The sequence below is a fragment of the Streptomyces sp. NPDC007983 genome, from assembly GCF_042958345.1.
Taxonomy (GTDB): Bacteria; Actinomycetota; Actinomycetes; order Streptomycetales; family Streptomycetaceae; genus Streptomyces.
This window is the reverse complement of sequence record NZ_JBIBJI010000001.1, coordinates 303,388-322,247: the sequence shown is the minus strand read 5'-3', so window position 1 is coordinate 322,247 and position 18,860 is coordinate 303,388. Positions and strand designations below refer to the sequence as shown.

13 protein-coding genes and 1 tRNA gene are annotated in these 18,860 nt (G+C 71.6%); 13 read left to right on the top strand and 1 reads right to left on the bottom strand.

The annotated features are described in order from the left end of the window. Window positions 1-298 precede the first annotated feature (298 nt). The 10 genes from ACFZCY_RS01520 to ACFZCY_RS01475 all read left to right on the top strand — a co-directional run bounded on the left by ACFZCY_RS01520 (window position 299) and on the right by ACFZCY_RS01475 (window position 16,580). Window positions 299-2,737 carry a sodium-translocating pyrophosphatase gene (locus ACFZCY_RS01520; protein WP_391168521.1) on the top strand — a complete coding sequence of 813 codons (2,439 nt, stop codon included), beginning with the start codon at window positions 299-301 and terminating at the stop codon, window positions 2,735-2,737. A 260-nt stretch (window positions 2,738-2,997) separates the two neighbouring features. Further along, a complete protein-coding gene (locus ACFZCY_RS01515; RefSeq protein ID WP_391168520.1) occupies window positions 2,998-3,564 on the top strand; it encodes a small secreted protein in 567 nt (188 codons plus the stop codon). Between the two features lie 120 nt (window positions 3,565-3,684). Beyond that, window positions 3,685-5,247: a methyltransferase gene (locus tag ACFZCY_RS01510; RefSeq protein WP_391168518.1), complete on the top strand. Its 1,563-nt coding sequence runs from the start codon at window positions 3,685-3,687 to the stop codon at window positions 5,245-5,247. Window positions 5,248-5,506: 259 nt separating this feature from the next. Continuing rightward, a complete protein-coding gene (locus ACFZCY_RS01505; protein WP_391168516.1) occupies window positions 5,507-5,704 on the top strand; it encodes a hypothetical protein in 198 nt (65 codons plus the stop codon). 209 nt (window positions 5,705-5,913) lie between these two features. After that, complete coding sequence (gene topA / locus ACFZCY_RS01500) at window positions 5,914-8,829, top strand: type I DNA topoisomerase (RefSeq protein WP_391168514.1); 2,916 nt, start codon at window positions 5,914-5,916, stop codon at window positions 8,827-8,829. Between the two features lie 92 nt (window positions 8,830-8,921). Next, on the top strand, window positions 8,922-12,086 hold the full coding sequence (gene tmk, locus ACFZCY_RS01495; protein WP_391168512.1) for a dTMP kinase: 3,165 nt from the start codon (window positions 8,922-8,924) through the stop codon (window positions 12,084-12,086). Between the two features lie 66 nt (window positions 12,087-12,152). Further along, window positions 12,153-13,373: a DNA polymerase III subunit delta' gene (locus ACFZCY_RS01490; RefSeq protein WP_391168510.1), complete on the top strand. Its 1,221-nt coding sequence runs from the start codon at window positions 12,153-12,155 to the stop codon at window positions 13,371-13,373. Window positions 13,374-13,513: 140 nt separating this feature from the next. Then, a complete protein-coding gene (locus ACFZCY_RS01485) occupies window positions 13,514-15,058 on the top strand; it encodes an alpha/beta fold hydrolase (protein ID WP_391168509.1) in 1,545 nt (514 codons plus the stop codon). Between the two features lie 96 nt (window positions 15,059-15,154). Next, window positions 15,155-15,228 (top strand) — tRNA-Thr (locus ACFZCY_RS01480). A gap of 458 nt (window positions 15,229-15,686) precedes the next feature. Continuing rightward, entirely contained in the window at window positions 15,687-16,580 is an 894-nt protein-coding gene (locus ACFZCY_RS01475) for a SigB/SigF/SigG family RNA polymerase sigma factor (protein WP_391168508.1), read from the top strand. Between the two features lie 193 nt (window positions 16,581-16,773). Here the strand turns inward: ACFZCY_RS01475 and ACFZCY_RS01470 are convergent, their stop codons facing one another. After that, window positions 16,774-16,941: a hypothetical protein gene (locus ACFZCY_RS01470; RefSeq protein ID WP_009716824.1), complete on the bottom strand. Its 168-nt coding sequence runs from the start codon at window positions 16,939-16,941 to the stop codon at window positions 16,774-16,776. A gap of 141 nt (window positions 16,942-17,082) precedes the next feature. Here ACFZCY_RS01470 and ACFZCY_RS01465 point away from each other — a divergent pair, with 141 nt between their 5' ends. The 3 genes from ACFZCY_RS01465 to ACFZCY_RS01455 are packed head-to-tail and all read left to right on the top strand — an operon-like array spanning window position 17,083 to window position 18,811. Beyond that, entirely contained in the window at window positions 17,083-17,439 is a 357-nt protein-coding gene (locus tag ACFZCY_RS01465; RefSeq protein WP_391168507.1) for a PRC-barrel domain-containing protein, read from the top strand. A 34-nt stretch (window positions 17,440-17,473) separates the two neighbouring features. Then, the gene (locus tag ACFZCY_RS01460) at window positions 17,474-17,644 is read left to right on the top strand and encodes a hypothetical protein (RefSeq protein ID WP_391168506.1); all 171 of its coding nucleotides are present in this window, start codon (window positions 17,474-17,476) and stop codon (window positions 17,642-17,644) included. A 24-nt stretch (window positions 17,645-17,668) separates the two neighbouring features. Beyond that, a complete protein-coding gene (locus ACFZCY_RS01455; RefSeq protein WP_391168505.1) occupies window positions 17,669-18,811 on the top strand; it encodes a glycosyl hydrolase family 8 in 1,143 nt (380 codons plus the stop codon). The last annotated feature ends 49 nt before the right edge of the window (window positions 18,812-18,860 follow it).

The window sequence follows — 18,860 nt, the reverse complement described above, 5'->3', positions numbered from 1 at the left end:
CAGGGTGTCCGGAAAACCGCTCTGAACAGCACTTTTCATAGTGCACTGAGATCGTTTATAGAGATCATTCCACCCCCGTCAGTGAATTGTTGACCTTCCTCCTTCCGGAGGAATTCCCGGGGTCCAAACCTATTGATCTTCGCTGGTGCAGGCGAATTCCCATTCCGGCGCACTGTTTTGATCGTGTGACGCTACCTACAATCCGTCCACATCTTGAGCTCAGGACGCCTGAGCGTGGCGGCTCTTCTGCGGTCGCAGAACTGCTGCGCGCCCATGTGCCAAACGTCAAGGAGGACGAATGGCGGGGCCTCTCACCCCTCATCAGCTGGATCTCACCACGTCCCTGGCCGCCGCAGAACTGACCGCCGACAATCGTGTGATCGTGATGGTGATCGCGGCGGTCGCGGTCGCGGCGCTCGCGCTCGCCGTGGTGCTGGTACGACAAGTGCTCGCGGCCGGCGAGGGCACGGACAGTATGAAGAAGATCGCCGAGGCCGTTCAGGAAGGCGCGAATGCCTATCTGGCCCGGCAGCTGCGCACGCTCGGCGGATTCGCCGTCGTCGTGTTCTTCCTGCTCATGTTGTTGCCGGCGGATGACTGGCCACAGCGCATCGGGCGGTCGGTGTTCTTTCTGATCGGCGCGGGATTCTCGGCGGCCACCGGCTATATCGGCATGTGGCTCGCGGTGCGCAGCAATGTGCGCGTCGCCGCCGCGGCCCGGGAAGCCACCCCCGAGGCCCCTACCACCCCGGTCAACGGGGATTCCGCGTCGTCCGCTCCCGGGAAGCCGAACGTCGATCTGACGGCGGTCTCGCACAAGGCAATGAAGATCGCTTTCCGCACGGGCGGCGTGGTCGGCATGTTCACCGTGGGGCTCGGCCTGCTGGGCGCCTCCTGCGTAGTGCTCGTGTACGCGGCCGACGCGCCCAAGGTGCTGGAGGGCTTCGGTCTCGGTGCCGCGCTGATCGCGATGTTCATGAGGGTCGGCGGCGGCATCTTCACCAAGGCCGCCGACGTCGGTGCCGACCTGGTCGGCAAGGTCGAGCAGGGAATTCCCGAGGACGACCCGCGCAATGCCGCGACCATCGCGGACAACGTGGGCGACAACGTCGGCGACTGCGCGGGCATGGCCGCCGACCTGTTCGAGTCGTACGCCGTGACCCTGGTCGCCGCGCTGATCCTCGGCAAGGCGGCCTTCGGCGACGCGGGCCTCGCCTTCCCCCTGCTCGTCCCGGCCATCGGCGTGATCACCGCCATGATCGGAATCTTCGCCGTGGCCCCGCGCCGCGCCGACCGCAGCGGGATGTCGGCCATCAACCGCGGCTTCTTCATCTCCGCGCTGATCTCGATGGCGCTGGTGGCGGCCGTGGTCTTCACCTATCTGCCGTCCAGCTACGGCGATCTCGACGGCGTCACCAACCGCGAGATCCTCGGCCACAGCGGTGACCCGCGGGTGCTCGCGCTGGTCGCCGTCGCCATCGGCATCGTGCTCGCCGCGCTCATCCAGCAGCTCACGGGCTACTTCACCGAGACCACCCGGCGCCCCGTGCGCGACATCGGCAAGACCTCGCTGACCGGCCCGGCCACCGTGGTGCTCTCCGGTATCTCGGTGGGTCTGGAGTCCGCCGTCTACTCGGCGGTGCTGATCGGGCTCAGCGTCTACGGCGCGTTCCTGCTCGGCGGCACTTCGATCACGCTGGCGCTGTTCGCGGTCGCGCTCGCCGGGACCGGTCTGCTCACCACCGTCGGCGTCATCGTCGCGATGGACACCTTCGGCCCGGTCTCCGACAACGCGCAGGGCATCGCCGAGATGTCCGGCGATGTCGAGGGCGCGGGCGCCCAGGTGCTCACCGACCTCGACGCCGTCGGCAACACCACCAAGGCGATCACCAAGGGCATCGCCATCGCGACGGCGGTGCTCGCCGCGGCGGCGCTGTTCGGCTCGTACCGCGACGCCATCGCGGAGGCCGTCTCCGATGTGCACACCTCCGTGGCCGGGCAGATGAACCTCAGCCTGGACATCTCGCAGCCCAACAACCTGGTCGGTCTCGTCCTCGGCGCCGCCGTCGTCTTCCTCTTCTCGGGGCTGGCGATCAACGCGGTCTCGCGGTCGGCCGGCGCGGTGGTCTTCGAGGTGCGGCGGCAGTTCCGGGAGAAGCCCGGGATCATGGACTACAGCGAGACGCCGGAGTACGGGCGGGTCGTCGACATCTGCACCAAGGACGCGCTGCGCGAGCTGGCCACTCCCGGTCTGCTGGCGGTCCTGGCGCCGATCGCCGTCGGCTTCGCCTTCGGGGTCGGCGCGCTCGGCTCGTTCCTGGCCGGGGCGATCGGCACCGGCACCCTGATGGCGGTCTTCCTCGCGAATTCCGGAGGCGCCTGGGACAACGCGAAGAAGCTGGTGGAGGACGGGCACCACGGCGGCAAGGGCAGCGAGGCCCATGCCGCGACGGTGATCGGCGACACGGTCGGCGACCCGTTCAAGGACACCGCCGGTCCCGCGATCAACCCGCTGCTGAAGGTCATGAACCTGGTGGCGCTGCTGATCGCCCCGGCGGTCGTGAAGTTCAGTTACGGCGGCAACGCGAGCCCGGGGCTCCGTGCGGGCATCGCCGCGCTGGCCGTCGCGATCATCGTCGGCGCCGTCTACGTCTCCAAGCGGCGGGGAATCGCCGTGGGTGACGAAGGCAACTCCGAACGCGTCGCGAAGTCGGCCGACGCGGCGGTGGTGTCCTGACCCGGGGACCGACCCGGGAGCGATGAGGGGGCCGTATGAGCCCCCGCGGCATGCGGGCGGACGGTGTGCGACGGCATGCCGTCCGCCCGCAGCCGTGCCCGCCTTTCCGCCCGTTGGCGCGATGGGCACGATGAGGCGGATGGCACACCGAGCTTGGTTCAAATGGCTTCAAAAGTATCCATACAGGATGCTCGGCTGAAGGTCCGAGCGGCTCGGACGTGTATGTTCCGGGGCCGAGAGCCATGGAAGGGACCAATCCGGTGAACAAGAAGCTTGTGGCACTGTCCGGCGGTGCGGCACTCGTACTGGCGCTGAGCGGCTGTGGCGGCGGCGATGAGGGTGACAAGAAGGTCAACGACTGGGCCAAGTCGGTCTGTGACCAGGTGCAGCCGCAGCTGAAGAAGATTCAGGGCGCCAACGCCTCCATCCAGGCGGCGTCCGACGAGCAGGACTCCAAGAAGCTCCAGCAGACGGACTCCAAGGCGTTCCAGCAGATCTCCGAGGCCTACGCGGCACTCGCCACGGCGGTGCAGAAGGCGGGCGCCCCGCCCGTCGACAAGGGCGAGCAGACCCAGAAGCAGGCCGTGAAGGAGCTGAACGCCACCTCCAAGGCGTACAACGACCTGAAGACGACCGTCGACAAGCTCGAGACCTCGGACAAGTCCAAGTTCGCCGAGGGCCTCAAGGGCGTCGCCGACGAGCTCGACAAGCTCAGCAAATCGGGTGACCAGGCCCTGAAGCAGCTGCAGGAGGGCAAGGTCGGCACCGCGATGTCGAAGCAGCCCGGCTGCCAGAAGCCGAAGACCGGCGCCACCAGCGCCACGTAGGGCGCGAAGGTCCGCCCGCACGCCCCTGTTGTCGAGTTGCCGAGTTATCCACAGGGTGGCTTGTCCACAGGCCGCCGCCCGTCGTCGCCGACGGTCGGCTGTTGCCCCGACAATGGGGGCGTGAGTACGCACCAGCCCTCCTCCCGCCTCCCGATCGCCGACCCCGAGCGCACCGCCCGCCTCCGCGAAGCGCTGCTGGCCGCCTCGTTCACCGCTGATGGCCTGCTGGATCTGCTCGGCGCGTCCGCCTACGCCGCCCTGGCCCGCGGCGAGACCGTCCCCGCGCTGCGCGCGGCCCGGGGCGGCAGCCCGCTGGAGATCCTGGTGCGGCTGTTCCTGCTGCAGCGCCCGGTGCCCCACGAACCGGCGGCCGCCGCCCTGCCGGTGGCGGACTGCCTCACCGACGGCTGGCTGGTGCGGGACGGCTCCGAGGTGCGCGCAAGCGTCGACGTGCGCCCCTACGGCGGCCCCGAGGGCCAGGACTGGTGGATCGTCTCCGACCTGGGCTGCGCGGTCGGCGGTGCCGGAGGCATCGGCGGGCCCGGCGGCGCCCGCGGGCCCGCGGACCGCTCCCGGCTCGTCCTCGGGGTCGGCGGCGCGTCCACCACGCTGGCCGGGCTCACCATCCGTACGCCCGTCAAGCGGGCTCTCGACCTCGGCACCGGCTCCGGCATCCAGGCGCTGCACGCGAGCCGGCACGCCGCCCGCGTCACCGCCACCGACCCCAATCCGCGCGCCCTGGACATGGCCCGGCTCACCCTCGCCCTGTCCGCGGCGCCGGAGCCGGATCTGCGCGAGGGGTCGCTCTTCGAGCCGGTCGGCGGCGAGACGTACGACCTGATCGTGTCGAACCCGCCATTCGTGATCTCGCCCCGCTCCGCGGAGGGCGACCGGCTGGTCTACCGGGACGGCGGCATGGCCGGGGACGATCTGTGCCGCACCCTCGTCCAGCAGTCGGCCGGTCACCTCAACGACGGCGGCTGGTGCCAGCTGCTCGCCAACTGGAGCCACGTCCGCGGGGAGGACTGGCGCGAGCGGCTGGCCGCCTGGGTGCCGCCCGGCTGCGACGCCTGGATCGTGCAGCGCGAGGTGCAGGACGTCGCGCAGTACGCCGAGCTGTGGCTGCGGGACGCGGGCGAGCACCTCGCCGGGCCCGAGGCGTACGCGGCGCGCTACGACGCCTGGCTGGACGAGTTCGAGGCGCGCGGGACCACGGCCGTCGGGTTCGGCTGGATCACCCTGCGCAAGTCGGGCGCCGACCGGCCGTCGGTGACGGTGGAGGAGTGGCCGCATCCGGTCGAGCAGCCGCTGGGGGAGGCCGTGGCGGCCCACTTCGACCGGCAGGACTTCCTGCGCGCGCACGATGACGCCGCGCTGCTGACGGCCCGCTTCCGGCTCGCCGACGAGGTCGTCCAGGAGCAGGTCGGGCTGCCCGGCGCGGAGGACCCCGAGCATGTGGTGCTCCGGCAGAACCGGGGCATGCGGCGCGCGACCAAGGTCGACACGGTGAGCGCGGGGTTCGCGGGGGTGTGCGACGGCACGCTGAGCGCCGGCCGGATCCTGGACGCGATCGCCCAGCTGCTCGGGGAGGACCCGGTGGTGCTGCGCGACCGCACCCCGGAGTCCATCCGGCTCCTGGTCGAGCAGGGCTTTCTGCAGCCGGTGGCCGACGAGGTGCCGTAGGCCCGTACCCCGGGCGCCGCACCGGCGGCCGGAGACCCTGCCCGGCGGCCGTGGGCCCGGCGCGGCGGGTCTTCGCGGGGCCGGGACGCCCGGCGCGTAGCACGCGCCGGGCGTACGCCGGGGTAGCGGCCGCGCGCCCCCTTGCCCCCGCATGGCGGGAAGCCGCTGCCGGGGACGTGAACACGGCCGGAAAGGGCGGTCGCGCGCCGTTCACCCGGGGTTCGTGCGTACGCCTCCGGCGCGTGTCACGCTCCGGCTCATGGAGAGCGGACCTGCGATCTTCGCCGGAACGGCATTCGTGTTGTTCGGTACGGCCCTGCTGCTGTGGACAGCGGTGCGGCTGAAGCTGCGCGCGCCGGTCGCCGATGGTGTGAGTCCCGTCGCTTCCGCGGCCCTCTCCCTTCTCTTCGCCGCCGCCTCTCTGGGCGGCGGGATCTGGTGCCTGGGTTACGCCTGACAGGGCGCCTTCCGCGAGGCTTGTGCCGGTCCGGGCGGCAGACAGGACGCTTGTCGGGTTACCGTTCGAGTGGCGTTGCGGGCTTTTTCCGTTTGACACGGGGGCGGGATGTACCGTCACACTCCGCAGCGTCACCGTAGAAGGCCGTGTACGCGTTACCCGCGCTGCAGCGCCCGTTCACCGAGCGTCGACCGGAGAGAAGAGCGAAGTTGTCCCCGACCACCAGCGAGACCGCACAGGGCGGCCGCCGACTCGTCATCGTCGAGTCGCCTGCCAAGGCGAAGACGATCAAGGGCTACCTTGGCCCGGGCTACGTGGTCGAGGCGAGCGTCGGGCACATCCGGGACCTGCCGAACGGTGCGGCCGAGGTACCCGACAAGTACACCGGTGAGGTGCGCCGGCTCGGTGTGGACGTCGATCATGACTTCCAGCCCGTCTACGTGGTGAACGCGGACAAGAAGAGCCAGGTCAAGAAGCTCAAGGAGCTGCTCGCCGAGTCCGACGAACTCTTCCTCGCCACCGATGAGGACCGGGAGGGCGAGGCCATCGCCTGGCACCTCCAGGAGGTCCTCAAGCCCAAGGTGCCGGTCCGCCGGATGGTCTTCCACGAGATCACCAAGGACGCGATCCGCGAGGCCGTCGCCAATCCGCGCGAGCTGAACAAGCGCCTGGTCGACGCCCAGGAAACCCGCCGCATCCTGGACCGCCTCTATGGCTACGAGGTCTCGCCGGTCCTGTGGAAGAAGGTCATGCGGGGGCTGTCCGCGGGCCGCGTCCAGTCGGTGGCCACCCGTCTCGTCGTCGAGCGCGAGCGCGACCGCATCGCCTTCCGCTCCGCCGAGTACTGGGACCTGACCGGCACCTTTGCCACCGGCCGGGCCGGTGACGCCAGCGATCCGGGCACCTTCGGCGCCCGGCTGTCCGCCGTGGACGGCCGCCGGGTCGCCCAGGGCCGAGACTTCACGTCGCTGGGGCAGCTCAAGGACAGCACGAACGTCCTGCACTTGGACGAGGCGAACGCCCGCGCCCTGGCCGCCGCCCTCGCGGACACCGCCTTCACGGTGCGGTCCGTCGAGTCCAAGCCGTACCGCCGCTCGCCGTACGCCCCGTTCCGTACGACGACGCTGCAGCAGGAGGCGAGCCGCAAGCTCGGCTTCGGGGCCAAGGCCACCATGCAGGTCGCGCAGAAGCTGTATGAGAACGGCTACATCACCTATATGCGCACCGACTCCACCATCCTCTCCGACACGGCGGTGGCGGCGGCCCGGGCGCAGGTCACGCAGCTGTACGGCGCCGACTACCTGCCGGACAAGCCGCGGTCGTACGCCGGGAAGGTGAAGAACGCGCAGGAGGCGCACGAGGCCATCCGTCCCTCGGGTGATCGTTTCCGCACCCCGGCGGAGACCGGTCTGACCGGCGACCAGTTCCGGCTGTACGAGCTGATCTGGAAGCGGACCGTCGCCTCCCAGATGAAGGACGCGGTCGGCAACTCCGTCACCGTCAAGATCGGCGGCCGGGCGAGCGACGGCCGGGACGCGGAATTCTCCGCCTCCGGTAAGACGATCACCTTCCACGGCTTCATGAAGGCCTACGTGGAGGGCGCCGACGACCCGAACGCCGAGCTGGACGACCGCGAGCGCCGGCTCCCGCAGGTCGCCGAGGGCGACGGGCTCGCCGCGGAGGAGATCACCGCCGACGGCCACGCCACCAAGCCCCCGGCCCGCTACACCGAGGCGTCGCTGGTCAAGGAGCTGGAAGAGCGCGAGATCGGCCGTCCGTCCACGTACGCCACGATCCTCGGCACCATCCTCGACCGCGGCTACGTGTTCAAGAAGGGCACCGCGCTGGTGCCGTCCTTCCTGAGCTTCGCCGTGGTCAACCTGCTGGAGAAGCACTTCGGCCGGCTGGTCGACTACGACTTCACCGCGAAGATGGAGGACGACCTCGACCGCATCGCGCGCGGCGAGGCCCAGGCCGTGCCGTGGCTCAGGCGGTTCTACTTCGGCGAGGGCGCGAATGGCGCTGACGGAGTCTCCGCCGGTGACGTCGTCGAGGGCGCCGCGGCCGCGGCCGGGAACGGCGACGGCGATCACCTCGGCGGCCTGAAGGAGCTGGTCACCGACCTGGGCGCGATCGACGCCCGGGAGATCTCGTCCTTCCCCGTGGGCGACGGGATCATGCTGCGCGTCGGCCGCTACGGCCCGTACGTCGAGCGCCCGTCCCAGACCGAGGGCGAGACCGGGCACCGCGCCGATGTCCCGGACGATCTGCCGCCGGACGAGCTGACCGTGGCGTACGCGGAGGAGCTGCTCGCCAAGCCGAGCGGCGACTTCGAGCTGGGCACCGACCCGGAGACCGGGCGCCCGATCGTCGCCAAGGACGGCCGCTACGGTCCGTACGTCACCGAGGTGCTGCCCGACGACACCCCGAAGACCGGCAAGAACGCGGTCAAGCCGCGCACCGCCTCGCTCTTCAAGTCGATGTCCCTGGACACGGTGACCCTCGCGGACGCGCTCAAGCTGATGTCGCTGCCGCGCGTGGTCGGCACCGACCCCGAGGGCACCGAGATCACCGCGCAGAACGGCCGCTATGGCCCGTATCTGAAGAAGGGCACCGACTCGCGCTCGCTGGAGAGCGAGGAGCAGCTCTTCACCATCACGGTCGACGAGGCGCTGGCGATCTACGCGCAGCCCAAGCAGCGCGGCCGGGCCGCGGCCAAGCCGCCGCTGAAGGAGCTGGGCACCGACCCGGTCAGCGAGAAGCCGGTCGTCGTCAAGGACGGCCGCTTCGGCCCGTACGTCACGGACGGCGAGACCAACGCGACGCTGCGCCGGGACGACGACGTCGAGACGATCACGCCCGAGCGCGGCTACGAGCTGCTGGCGGAGAAGCGCGCCAAGGGCCCGGCCAAGAAGACCGCCAAGAAGGCGGCGAAGAAGACCACGGCCAAGACCACGGCCAAGAAGACGGCGACGAAGAAGACGGCCGCGAAGAAGACGGCCGCCACGAAAACCGCGGCCACGAAGACGGCGGCGAAGAAGACGGCCGCCACGAAAACCGCGGCCAAGAAGACGGCCGCGAAGAAGACCACCGCGGCCAAGAAGACCGCGGCCAAGGCGGAGTAGCCGCCCGGGTCGTTCCCACGTCATCCGCGTGCCCCCGCCCGTTTGTTCGGCCGGGGGGACGTGGATTCACGTGATCCGGATAGGCTGGCGGGATGACGCGAGAGCAGCCTTCGGACGTGACCCCCACTTCCGGCGCCCTTGCCGCGGACTCCCGCGAGCGTGCCGTCCGAGCCCTCCTGCGCTATCCGCCGCTACGCCGGCTCTGGAGCGCCCAACTCGTCAGCGGTGCCGCGGACGGGCTGGCCGTGCTGGTGCTCGTCCTGCTGTCGCTGCAGGCCGCGGTGTCCGCGGGCTCGTTCGGCGGGGGCTATCGCGGAGCGGCGCTGGCGGTCGCGGCCGTTCTGGGCGTGCGGCTCCTCGCGACGCTGCTGTTCGGGGCGGTGCTCCTCGGCCCGCTCTCCGCGCTCATCGGCCCGTCCGGCCCGCTGGACCGCCGCTGGACCATGATCGGCGCGGATGGGCTGCGGCTCGCCCTGCTGCTCATCGCGCCGCTGTGGATCGACTGGACGCCCGACGACGCCGTCGCCTGGCTGCTCATCACCACCTTCGTCGTGGGCGTCGCCGAGCGCCTCTGGACCATCGCCAAGGACGACGCTGCCCCCGCGCTGCTCCCCGCGCCGCCCGTCGAGGGCGCCGCGGTGCGCCCGCTGCCCGACCACATGGACGCGCTGCGCCGCCTCTCGCTGCGGACGAACTTCCTCAGCGTGCCGCTGGCCGCCGCCGGGCTGCTGGTTGTCATGCTCATCGGCAGGCTGCTGGGGACGGGCGTCAGCTGGTTCCACGAACATCAGGCGGCGCTCGGCTCGTACGTCGGCGCCGGGCTGTTCGCCGCGTCCATCTCGGTCCTCTACTTCGTGGAGCTGCCCGGCGCGCAGACGCCCCGTACGCGCTCCCCGCTCGAAGGGCTGCGCCGTCCGCGCGCCGTCTCCGGTACGGGCGCCGACAAGGGCCGTACCGGCGCCGTACCGCTGCTGATCCTCGCCTGCGCCGGAGTGGCGGCCGCCATCGCCGCGGCCGTCGGCGTCGCCGCGCTGCAGGCCGTCGACCTCGGTGGCGGCCCGGTCGGCTTCTCGCTGTTCGTGCTCGTGCTCAGCGGTGGCCCGGCGGCGGGCATCCGCTGGGCGCCCAAGGTCCTCCCGGGGCTCTCGCGGCGGCGGCTGCTCGCCCTGTCGGTCGCGCTGACCGGTCTCGCGCTGCTCGCGGCGGGCCTGGTGCACGACGCGACGACCGTCCTGATGATCGCGCTGCTCGCCGGTCTGTCGGCCGGAGTCGCGGCGAACACCGGCCACTCCCTCCTGGACCAGGAGCTGGAGGAGTCCCGTCGGCCCCGGATGACCGAGCATCTGCACGCCGTCGTCCGCGTCGCCGTCGGCCTGGGCGCGGTCGTCGCCCCGCTGCTCGCCGCCGTGATCGGGCCGCACCGGCTCGGCAGCGGCGACTTCGTGTTCGCCCACGGCGGCGCCGCCTTCACGCTCATGCTCGTCGGCGCGCTGCTGCTGCCCATCGCGGCGCTGGTCCTCGGCCGCACCGACGACCGGCAGGGCGTGCCGCTGCGGCGCGATCTGCGCGAGGCGCTGATGCGCGGTGGGGGCGCGGAGGAGGCCCCGGCCGCGACCGGCTTCTTCATCGCCGTCGAGGGCGGCGACGGAGCGGGCAAGTCCACGCAGGTCGAGGCGCTGGCCGAATGGGTCAGGGCCAAGGGCCACGAGGTGGTGGTGACCCGCGAGCCGGGCGCGACCGCCATCGGCAAGCGGCTGCGCTCGATCCTGCTCGACGTCTCGTCCGCGGGCATCTCGCACCGCGCGGAGGCGCTGCTGTACGCGGCGGACCGCGCCGAACACGTCGACTCGGTGGTCCGTCCGGCCCTGGAGCGCGGCGCGGTCGTCATCTCCGACCGCTACATCGACTCCTCCGTCGCCTACCAGGGCGCGGGCCGCGACCTCGCCGCGACCGAGATCGCCCGCATCTCCCGCTGGGCGACGAACGGCCTGGTGCCGCATCTGACGGTGCTGCTCGACGTCTCCCCGGAGACCGCGCGCGAACGCTTCACCGAGGCCCCGGACCGGCTGGAGTCCGAGCCCGCCGAGTTCCACCAGCGGGTGCGCTCCGGATTCCTCGCCCTCGCCGCCGCCGACCCGGCCCGCTACCTGGTCGTGGACGCCGGGCAGCTGCCGGAGGCGGTCACCTCCGTCGTACGCCACCGCCTGGACCAGATGCTGCCGCTGTCGGAGGCGGAGGTGAAGGCCCAGGAGGAGGCCCGCAAGGCGGCGGAGGAAGAGGCGCGCCGCAAGGCCGAGGAAGAGGCCGCCCGCAAGGCGGAGGAGGAGCGGCTGGAGCGCGAGCGCCAGGAGGCGCTGGCCAAGGCGCGCGCCGAGGAGGAGGAGCGCAAGCGCCGCGAGCTGGAGGAGGCGCGGCAGCGCGAGGCCGAGCGGCAGGCGGAGGAGGCCCGTAAGCGGGCCGAGGACGCGCGCCGCCGGGCCGAGGAGGACCGCAAGCGCATCGAGGCCGAGGACCGCGCCCGCGCCGCAGAGCAGGAGCGGCTCCGCCGCAAGGCGGAGGCGCAGGCCCTGGAGCGGGCCGAGGCGGCGGCGCGCCGCCAGGAGGAGCAGCGCAGGGCGGAGGAGGCGCTGCTGCGGGCGGAGCAGGCGCGGATGGCGTCGGACGCCCCGACCGTGGAGACCGAGCTCCCGGGGTCGGCCGGTACGACGGACGATGCGGGGGCTGATGGGGCCTCGGGTACGGCGGCTGATGCGGCGTCGGATGCGGCCCCGGATGCGGCCGAGACGGTCCGGACGCCGCGATTCGACCCGCGGTCCGCCCGCGATTCCCGTGAGCGTGACGCGGACGCCGACGTCGACGAGACAGCCGTGCTCCCGCCGGTGCCTCCCCGGCAGGATCCGGACGCCGAGGAGACCACGGTCCTCCCCCAGCCGTCCGCGCCGGAGTCCTCCGCGACCGATGAGACGGCCGTCCTGCCGCCCGTACGGGACGAGCGGTCCGCCGATCCGGCCGACCGGGTTCCGCCGTGGATGTTCCGCAAGGAGGAGCCGGGGCAGGACCAGGGCCCGGCGCAGGAGAACGACCGTACGCGCGAGCTGCCGCAGTTCGACCAGGACCAGCCGCCCCGTCGGCGCCCGCGCCCCGAGTGGGCGGAGGAGACCCCGCTGGACGACCTCCCGACGCTCGCCGACGAACTCCTCGGCGACCGGGAGCGCGACCGTGACGACGAGGGCGGCGGCGGCCGGCGCCGCCGCTGACCGCCTCGCGGCGTTGTCGGTGGGGTGCCCCACAATGGGACGCGTCGGGCACGAACGGAGGCAGTCATGGCGGTATGGGACGACCTGGTCGGGCAGGACCGCGTAGCGGCCCAGCTGACCGCTGCCGCGCGCGACGCGGACGCGCTGGTCACGGCCGGTGCGTCGGCCGAGCCCGCCTCCGAGCCCATGGCGTCGTCGAAGATGACGCACGCCTGGCTGTTCACCGGACCGCCTGGTTCCGGCCGGGCCACCGCCGCCCGCGCCTTCGCCGCAGCGCTGCAGTGCGTGAGCCCCGACCGGGCGCTCGGCGGCGTCCCCGGCTGCGGTTTCTGCGACGGCTGCCACACCGCCCTGGTCGGTACGCACGCCGATGTGGAGGTGGTGCGGACGGACATGCTCACCATCGGCGTCAAGGAGACCCGTGAGCTCGTCCGCCGCGCCCAGCTCTCGCCCGCGGGCGGCCGGTGGCAGGTGATCGTCATGGAGGACGCCGACCGGCTCACCGAGGGCGCGGGAAACGTGCTGCTGAAGGCCGTCGAGGAGCCCGCGCCGCGCACCGTGTGGCTGCTGTGCGCGCCCTCCCTGGAGGATGTGCTGCCCACCATCCGCTCCCGCTGCCGCCTCCTCACCCTCCGTACGCCCCCGGTGGACGCCGTCGCGGACATCCTCGTCCGCCGCGACGGCATCGATCCCGAGCTGGCCGCCTCCGCCGCCCGCGCCACCCAGGGGCACATCGGCCGCGCCCGGCGGCTGGCCACCGACGAGCGGGCCCGGACCCGCCGCAAGGCGGTGCTGAAGCTCCCGCTGCGCATCGACGACGTGGGCGGCTGCCTCAAGGGGGCGCAGGAGCTGGTCGACGCGGCGGCCGAGGACGCCAAGCAGGTGGCGGAGGAGGTCGACGCCAAGGAGACCGAGGAGCTGCGCGCCGCGCTCGGCGCCGCCGCCGGTACGGGCGGGCGGCTGCCGCGCGGCACGGCCGGGGCCATGAAGGACCTCCAGGACCGCCAGAAGCGCCGCGCGACCCGCACCCAGCGCGACAGCCTCGACCTGGCCCTGACCGAGCTGACGGGCTTCTACCGGGACGTGCTGGCCCTCCAGCTCGGCTCCCAGGTCGCGCTCGCCAACACCGACGTACGGGACGCCCTGGAGCGGGTCGCGGCGGGCTCGAAGCCGGAGCGGACGCTGCGCAGGATCGAGGCGGTCTCGGCCTGCCGCGAGGCGCTGGACCGCAATGTGGCGCCGTTGCTGGCGGTGGAGGCGATGACCATGGCGCTGCGCGCGGGCTGAGGCCGCGAGCGCGTACCCGGTCGCGGGCTGGTTCCTCACCCGTACGAGTGAGCCGGTCGGCGCATGGAGCGTAGTCGGGCGGATACCCTCCGTATCGCTGGTGGCTCCTCGCCAGCGCCCGCGACCCGAGGGATCCGCCGATGGCCACCAGCCGCAGCAGCACGCTCACCACCATCGGCGTCGCCGTCGCGGGCGCCGCCCTGCTGTTCTCCGGCTGCACCGCCGGAGCCTCGGCGCCGCGCGCCGCGTCCATGCCGACGGCCGTCCCCAGCGCCCTCAAGCCGTACTACGACCAGACCCTGAGCTGGCACAAGTGCCCCGGCGGCGCGGGCTTCGACTGCGCCACGCTGAAGGCCCCGCTCGACTACGCCAAGCCCGGCGCCGGCCATGACCTCAAGCTGGAGGTCTCCCGGAAGAAGGCGACCCGCCCCGCCCACCGCATCGGCTCGCTCCTGGTCAACCCCGGCGGCCCGGGCGGCTCCGCGATCGGCTATCTGCAGACCTTCGCGGCGATCGGCTATCCGGCGGCGGTCCGCGCGCGGTACGACCTGGTCGCGATGGACCCGCGCGGCGTGGCCGGGAGCGAACCCGTCACCTGCCTGAACAACCGGCAGATGGACGCCTTCACCCGGACCGACCAGACTCCCGACGACTCCGCCGAGACCCGTCGGCTCGTCGCCGCGTACAAGACGTTCGCGAGCGGCTGCGCGGCCCGCTCCGGCCGCATCCTCCGCCATGTCTCGACCGTCGAGGCGGCGCGCGACATGGACCTGCTGCGCGCCGCCCTCGGCGACCGCGAACTCGCCTACGTCGGCGCCTCCTACGGCACCTTCCTCGGCGCCACCTACGCCGACCTCTATCCGGCCCGTGTCGGCCGCCTCGTCCTCGACGGCGCCCTCGACCCCACCCTGACCTCCCGGCGCATGAACCGCGACCAGACCGCCGGCTTCGAAACCGCCTTCACCGCCTTCGCCCGGGACTGTCACCGCCGCTCCGGCTGTCCCCTCGGCACCGGCACCGTGGGATCCGCCCGCAAGCAGCTCAGCGCCCTCTTCCGCCGCATCGACTCCCACCCCGTCCCCACCGGCGGCTCCCGGACGCTGACCGAATCCCTCGCCACCATCGGCGTGATCACCGCGATGTACGACGAGGGCGCCTGGCCCCAGCTGCGCACCGCCCTCCGCGCGGCCCGGCGCGGCGACGGCGAGGGCCTGCTGAACCTCGCCGACCTCTACTACGAGCGCGACACCGACGGCTCGTACGCCAACCTCATGTACGCCAACCCCGCCGTCAACTGCCTCGACCTCCCGCCCGCGTTCCGCACCCCCGCCGACGTCCGCGCCGCCCTCCCCGCCTTCGAGAAGGCGTCCCCCGTCTTCGGCGCGTCCCTGGCCTGGTCCGCCCTGAACTGCGGCTACTGGCCCGTCCCCCCGACCGGCCGCCCCCACCCCCTCCGGGCCGAGGGCGCCGCCCCCATCGTCGTCGTCGGCACCACCCGCGACCCCGCCACCCCGTACCGCTGGGCCCGCGCCCTCGCCTCCCAGCTCACCTCCGCCACCCTCCTCACGTACGTCGGCGACGGCCACACCGCCTACGCGCGCGGCAGCCGCTGCGTCGACACCGCGATCAACACCTACCTCCTCACCGGCCGGCCCCCCGCCCCCACCCACCGCCGCTGCACCTGACCTCCCCGTCCGCCGCCCCGGAACCCCGTACGGAGCACCCCCCGGGACTGTGTAGACTTGGCGAAGCTGCTGCTGCCGATCAGGCACCGCCAGCATGCCGCCTTAGCTCAGTCGGCCAGAGCGACGCACTCGTAATGCGTAGGTCAAGGGTTCGATTCCCTTAGGCGGCTCATGAGAAGCCCAGGTCACCTCGTGTGACCTGGGCTTTTTGCTGGGTGTCCCGTGTTCGCCGCAGGAGCCTCCGCCGCCGCCTCCGGCCCACCAGTCGCCGGAGCGGCGGGCGCGTCCGATGGTGCGAGGGGGTTGCCCCTCGATCCGGTCTTGGCCGCTTTCACGAAGAGCACGATGATCACCGCGAAGGGCACGGCGCTGATCACCACGTTGAACAGGCGCCCCATCGAGGCCTCATCTTCCCTGGCTGGTCACCGTCGTGGACGAGTTGGGGAAGGCCGGTGGCTCGCCGTGGGGCGGGGTCTTCGGGGGACGGGTTCAACGGGGTCGGGTGCCCAGGCCAGTTGGGGAACGGTTTGCCCAGGTATGTCACGGTGTCCTCGCCGGCGCGCCCAAAGAAATGGCATGGAGGTGTGAATGGCGGGTAGGCGGCTCCTCGTTCAGCTGCAACAAGCCGATGGGCAGGGAGGGTGAAGTGAACGGCACGGCAACCGTGGATTCGTCGGAGCTGACGGCAGGGGAGGCTGAGCGGACGTGCGCGGTGGTCGGACTGCCGGCCGTGGCGGACCCGACCAAGGTGACGCCACAGGACGCTCGTGCGCTGACCAAGGTCTTCCTTGACCGGCTGACGGAATTGGAAGAGGGGACGCACGACTATCAGTACGTGCGGAACACCCTGATCGAGCTCAATCTTTCGCTGGTGCGGTATGCCGCCCGGCGGTTCCGTAACCGTTCGGTGGAGATGGAGGACGTCGTCCAGGTCGGGACGATCGGGCTGATCAAGGCGATCGACCGGTTCGACCTGACCCGCGAGGTGGAGTTCACGACCTTCGCCGTTCCGTACATCGTCGGTGAGATCAAGCGGTTCTTCCGCGACACGAGCTGGGCGGTGCATGTTCCGCGCCGGCTGCAGGAGTTGCGGATCGATCTGGCCAAGGCGAACGAGGAGCTGTTCCAGCGGCTGGACCGGTCGCCGACGACGACCGAGTTGGCCGAGCATCTGAACCTGAGCGAGGAGGAGGTCCTCGACGGGCTGGTGGCCAGCAATGGTTACAGCACCTCGTCGCTGGACGCGCCCGCCGACACCGAGACCGGAACGACCCGCGTCACCACCTACGCGGACCGGATCGGTGAGGTCGACCCTGCGATGGAGGTCGTGGAGAACCTGCACGCTCTCAAGCCGTTGATGGAGCAGCTGGGCGAACGCGACCGGCGCATCCTGCAGATGCGGTTCGGCGAGGAGATGACCCAGTCCGAGATCGGTGTCGAGCTGGGTGTCTCCCAGATGCATGTGTCGCGGCTGCTCACGAAGGCGCTGACGCGGCTGCGGCGGGGCCTGATGGCCGACTGACCTGGCCGACTGACTGGCCTGCGCGCCGACTGATCAGGGCTGAGCCGTTCGCGGCTCGGCCCTGGCGCATGTCCGCCCCGGTTTTTCAGCAGCGTACGAGCAGGAACGTATGAGCAGGAACGTGTGAGCAGGAACGTATGAGAGGGGCCCGACCGGGAATCCGGTCGGGCCCCTTTCTTTCCTTATGGCTGTACTACCAGCGGTACCAGCGGCCTCGGCGGCCGCCCGTCGTGGGACGGACGATGAATCCGAGTAGCCAGACAGCCAGAACGATCACGGCGATCCACCACAGTGCCTTCAGGGCGAACCCGGCACCGAAGAGAAGGAGCGCGAGAAGCAGTACCACGAGAAGGGGAACCATGATTATCAACCTCCGACGCTCGAGTACCCCTCCGCCAAGCGCACACTCCTGATCATTTCGGTCAGTTGTCGAACACCGTCTCGAGGCGCAGCCTGGATGTGTACAGGGCGGCCAGGGCCGCCCGGGCGGAGGGTGATGGTCATGATCCAGCCGGCTGATATCCGTGAGTGGCGCGACCGCGATGTCGTGGACGACGAAGGCCGCAAGATCGGCGCGCTGGAGTCGGTCTATGTGTCCACGGCCACCGATGAGCCGCAGATGGCGACGGTCCGTACCGGGATGCCCACCCGGCACCGTCTGGTCTTCGTTCCCGTGGACGACGCGATCGTGGGGCCGGGCTACGTCAAGGTGTCGTACGCGCGGGCGCTGGTGAAGAAGGCCCCGTCGCTGGGTGTGGATGATGTGCTGCCCGCCGACGAGGAGGGCGCGATCTTCCAGTACTACGGCAAGGCGTACCAGGCGGGCGCGGGCGGTCAGCGGCGGCTCGCCCGCCGTTGACGGTTGGCCCGATGGGCCGGGGAGGTGTCGCGCGGTGGCTTTCTTCCTCTTCTTCGTGATCGTGGCGATGGTGCTCGGGCTCATCGGCACGGTGGTGCACGGGCTGGGATACCTGCTGGTCATCGGGGTGGCGGTGTTCGTGGCCGATGTGATCTTCCTGGCCGTGCACTGGTCGCGGCGGGCGCGGCGGCGGCCGTTGCGATGAGGGCCGGGCGATGAGGGCTGGGCGATGAAGGTTGGGTGGCCTGCCGTTCCGTTCGGCGGCCATGCGTTCCCGTACGCCCCCGGCACGCTGCGGCCCTCCGGCGATCCGGCGGCGGCCGACCGGCGGGTGCTGGAGCACTACCTTCTGTGGAAGAGCCAGTTCGTACGGTCCTGGAGCGATGGCTCGTGCGCGGTGTACGCCCCGGACGCGGCGTATCCGTACGTCGCCGAGGCGCAGGGGTACGGCATGGTGATCAGCGCGCTGATGGCGGGCGCCGACCCCGATGCGCGGGATGTTTTCGACGGAATCCTCCGGTATATCCTCGGCCATCCGTCCGCCGGCCATCCCGATCTGCATGCCGCCCAGCAGGACGATGCGGGGCGGGACGTCGGAGGGGCGAATTCCGCGACCGACGGTGACCTGGACATCGCGTACGGGCTGTTGCTCGCGGACCGGCAGTGGGGTGGCGGTTACTCGGCGCGGGCGATACGGCGGATCGACGCCGTCCGGGAGACCGGGCTGCCCGTGGCGGGCGGGCCGATCAAGCTGGGTGACTGGTCCTCGGGCCACTTCGACGAGGTCTCCCGCACCTCGGACTGGATGCCCGGCCACTTCAGGGCGTTCCGGGCGGCGACGGGGGACCCGCGGTGGGGCGAGGCGCTGGATGCGCATCTGTCGCTGGCGGGGGCGCTGCAGCGGCAGTACGCGCCGGACACCGGGCTGCTGCCGGACTTCGTGGTGGATACGAGGACCGATCCGAAGCCCGCGCCGGGGCAGGTGCTGGAAAGCGCGCACGACGGCGACCACCACTGGAACGCCTGCCGTGTCCCCTGGCGGATCGGGGTGGACGCGGTGGTGAGCGGCGATGCCCGGGCGCGGGCGGTGGCCGGGCGGATGGGGCGGTGGATGCGCGCGGCGACGCACGGCGATCCGGGCCGCATCCGGTGCGGGTACCGGCTGGACGGTGCGGCGTACGGGGAGGGCGCGGCGGGGGCGTTCGTCGCCCCGTTCGGGGTGGCCGCGATGGTGGGTGGCGGCGGGCAGGAGTGGCTGGATGCGCTGTGGGAGTGGATGGCGGCGTCGCCGCCGGTACCGGACCGGTACTACTCGGCGAGCGTGCAGCTTCAGGTGATGCTGGTGGTCAGCCACAACTGGTGGCCGCCGTAGCGGCTGTCCCGGCGGCCCCGTGGGTGGAGTGGAATCGGGTGGCGTGGGG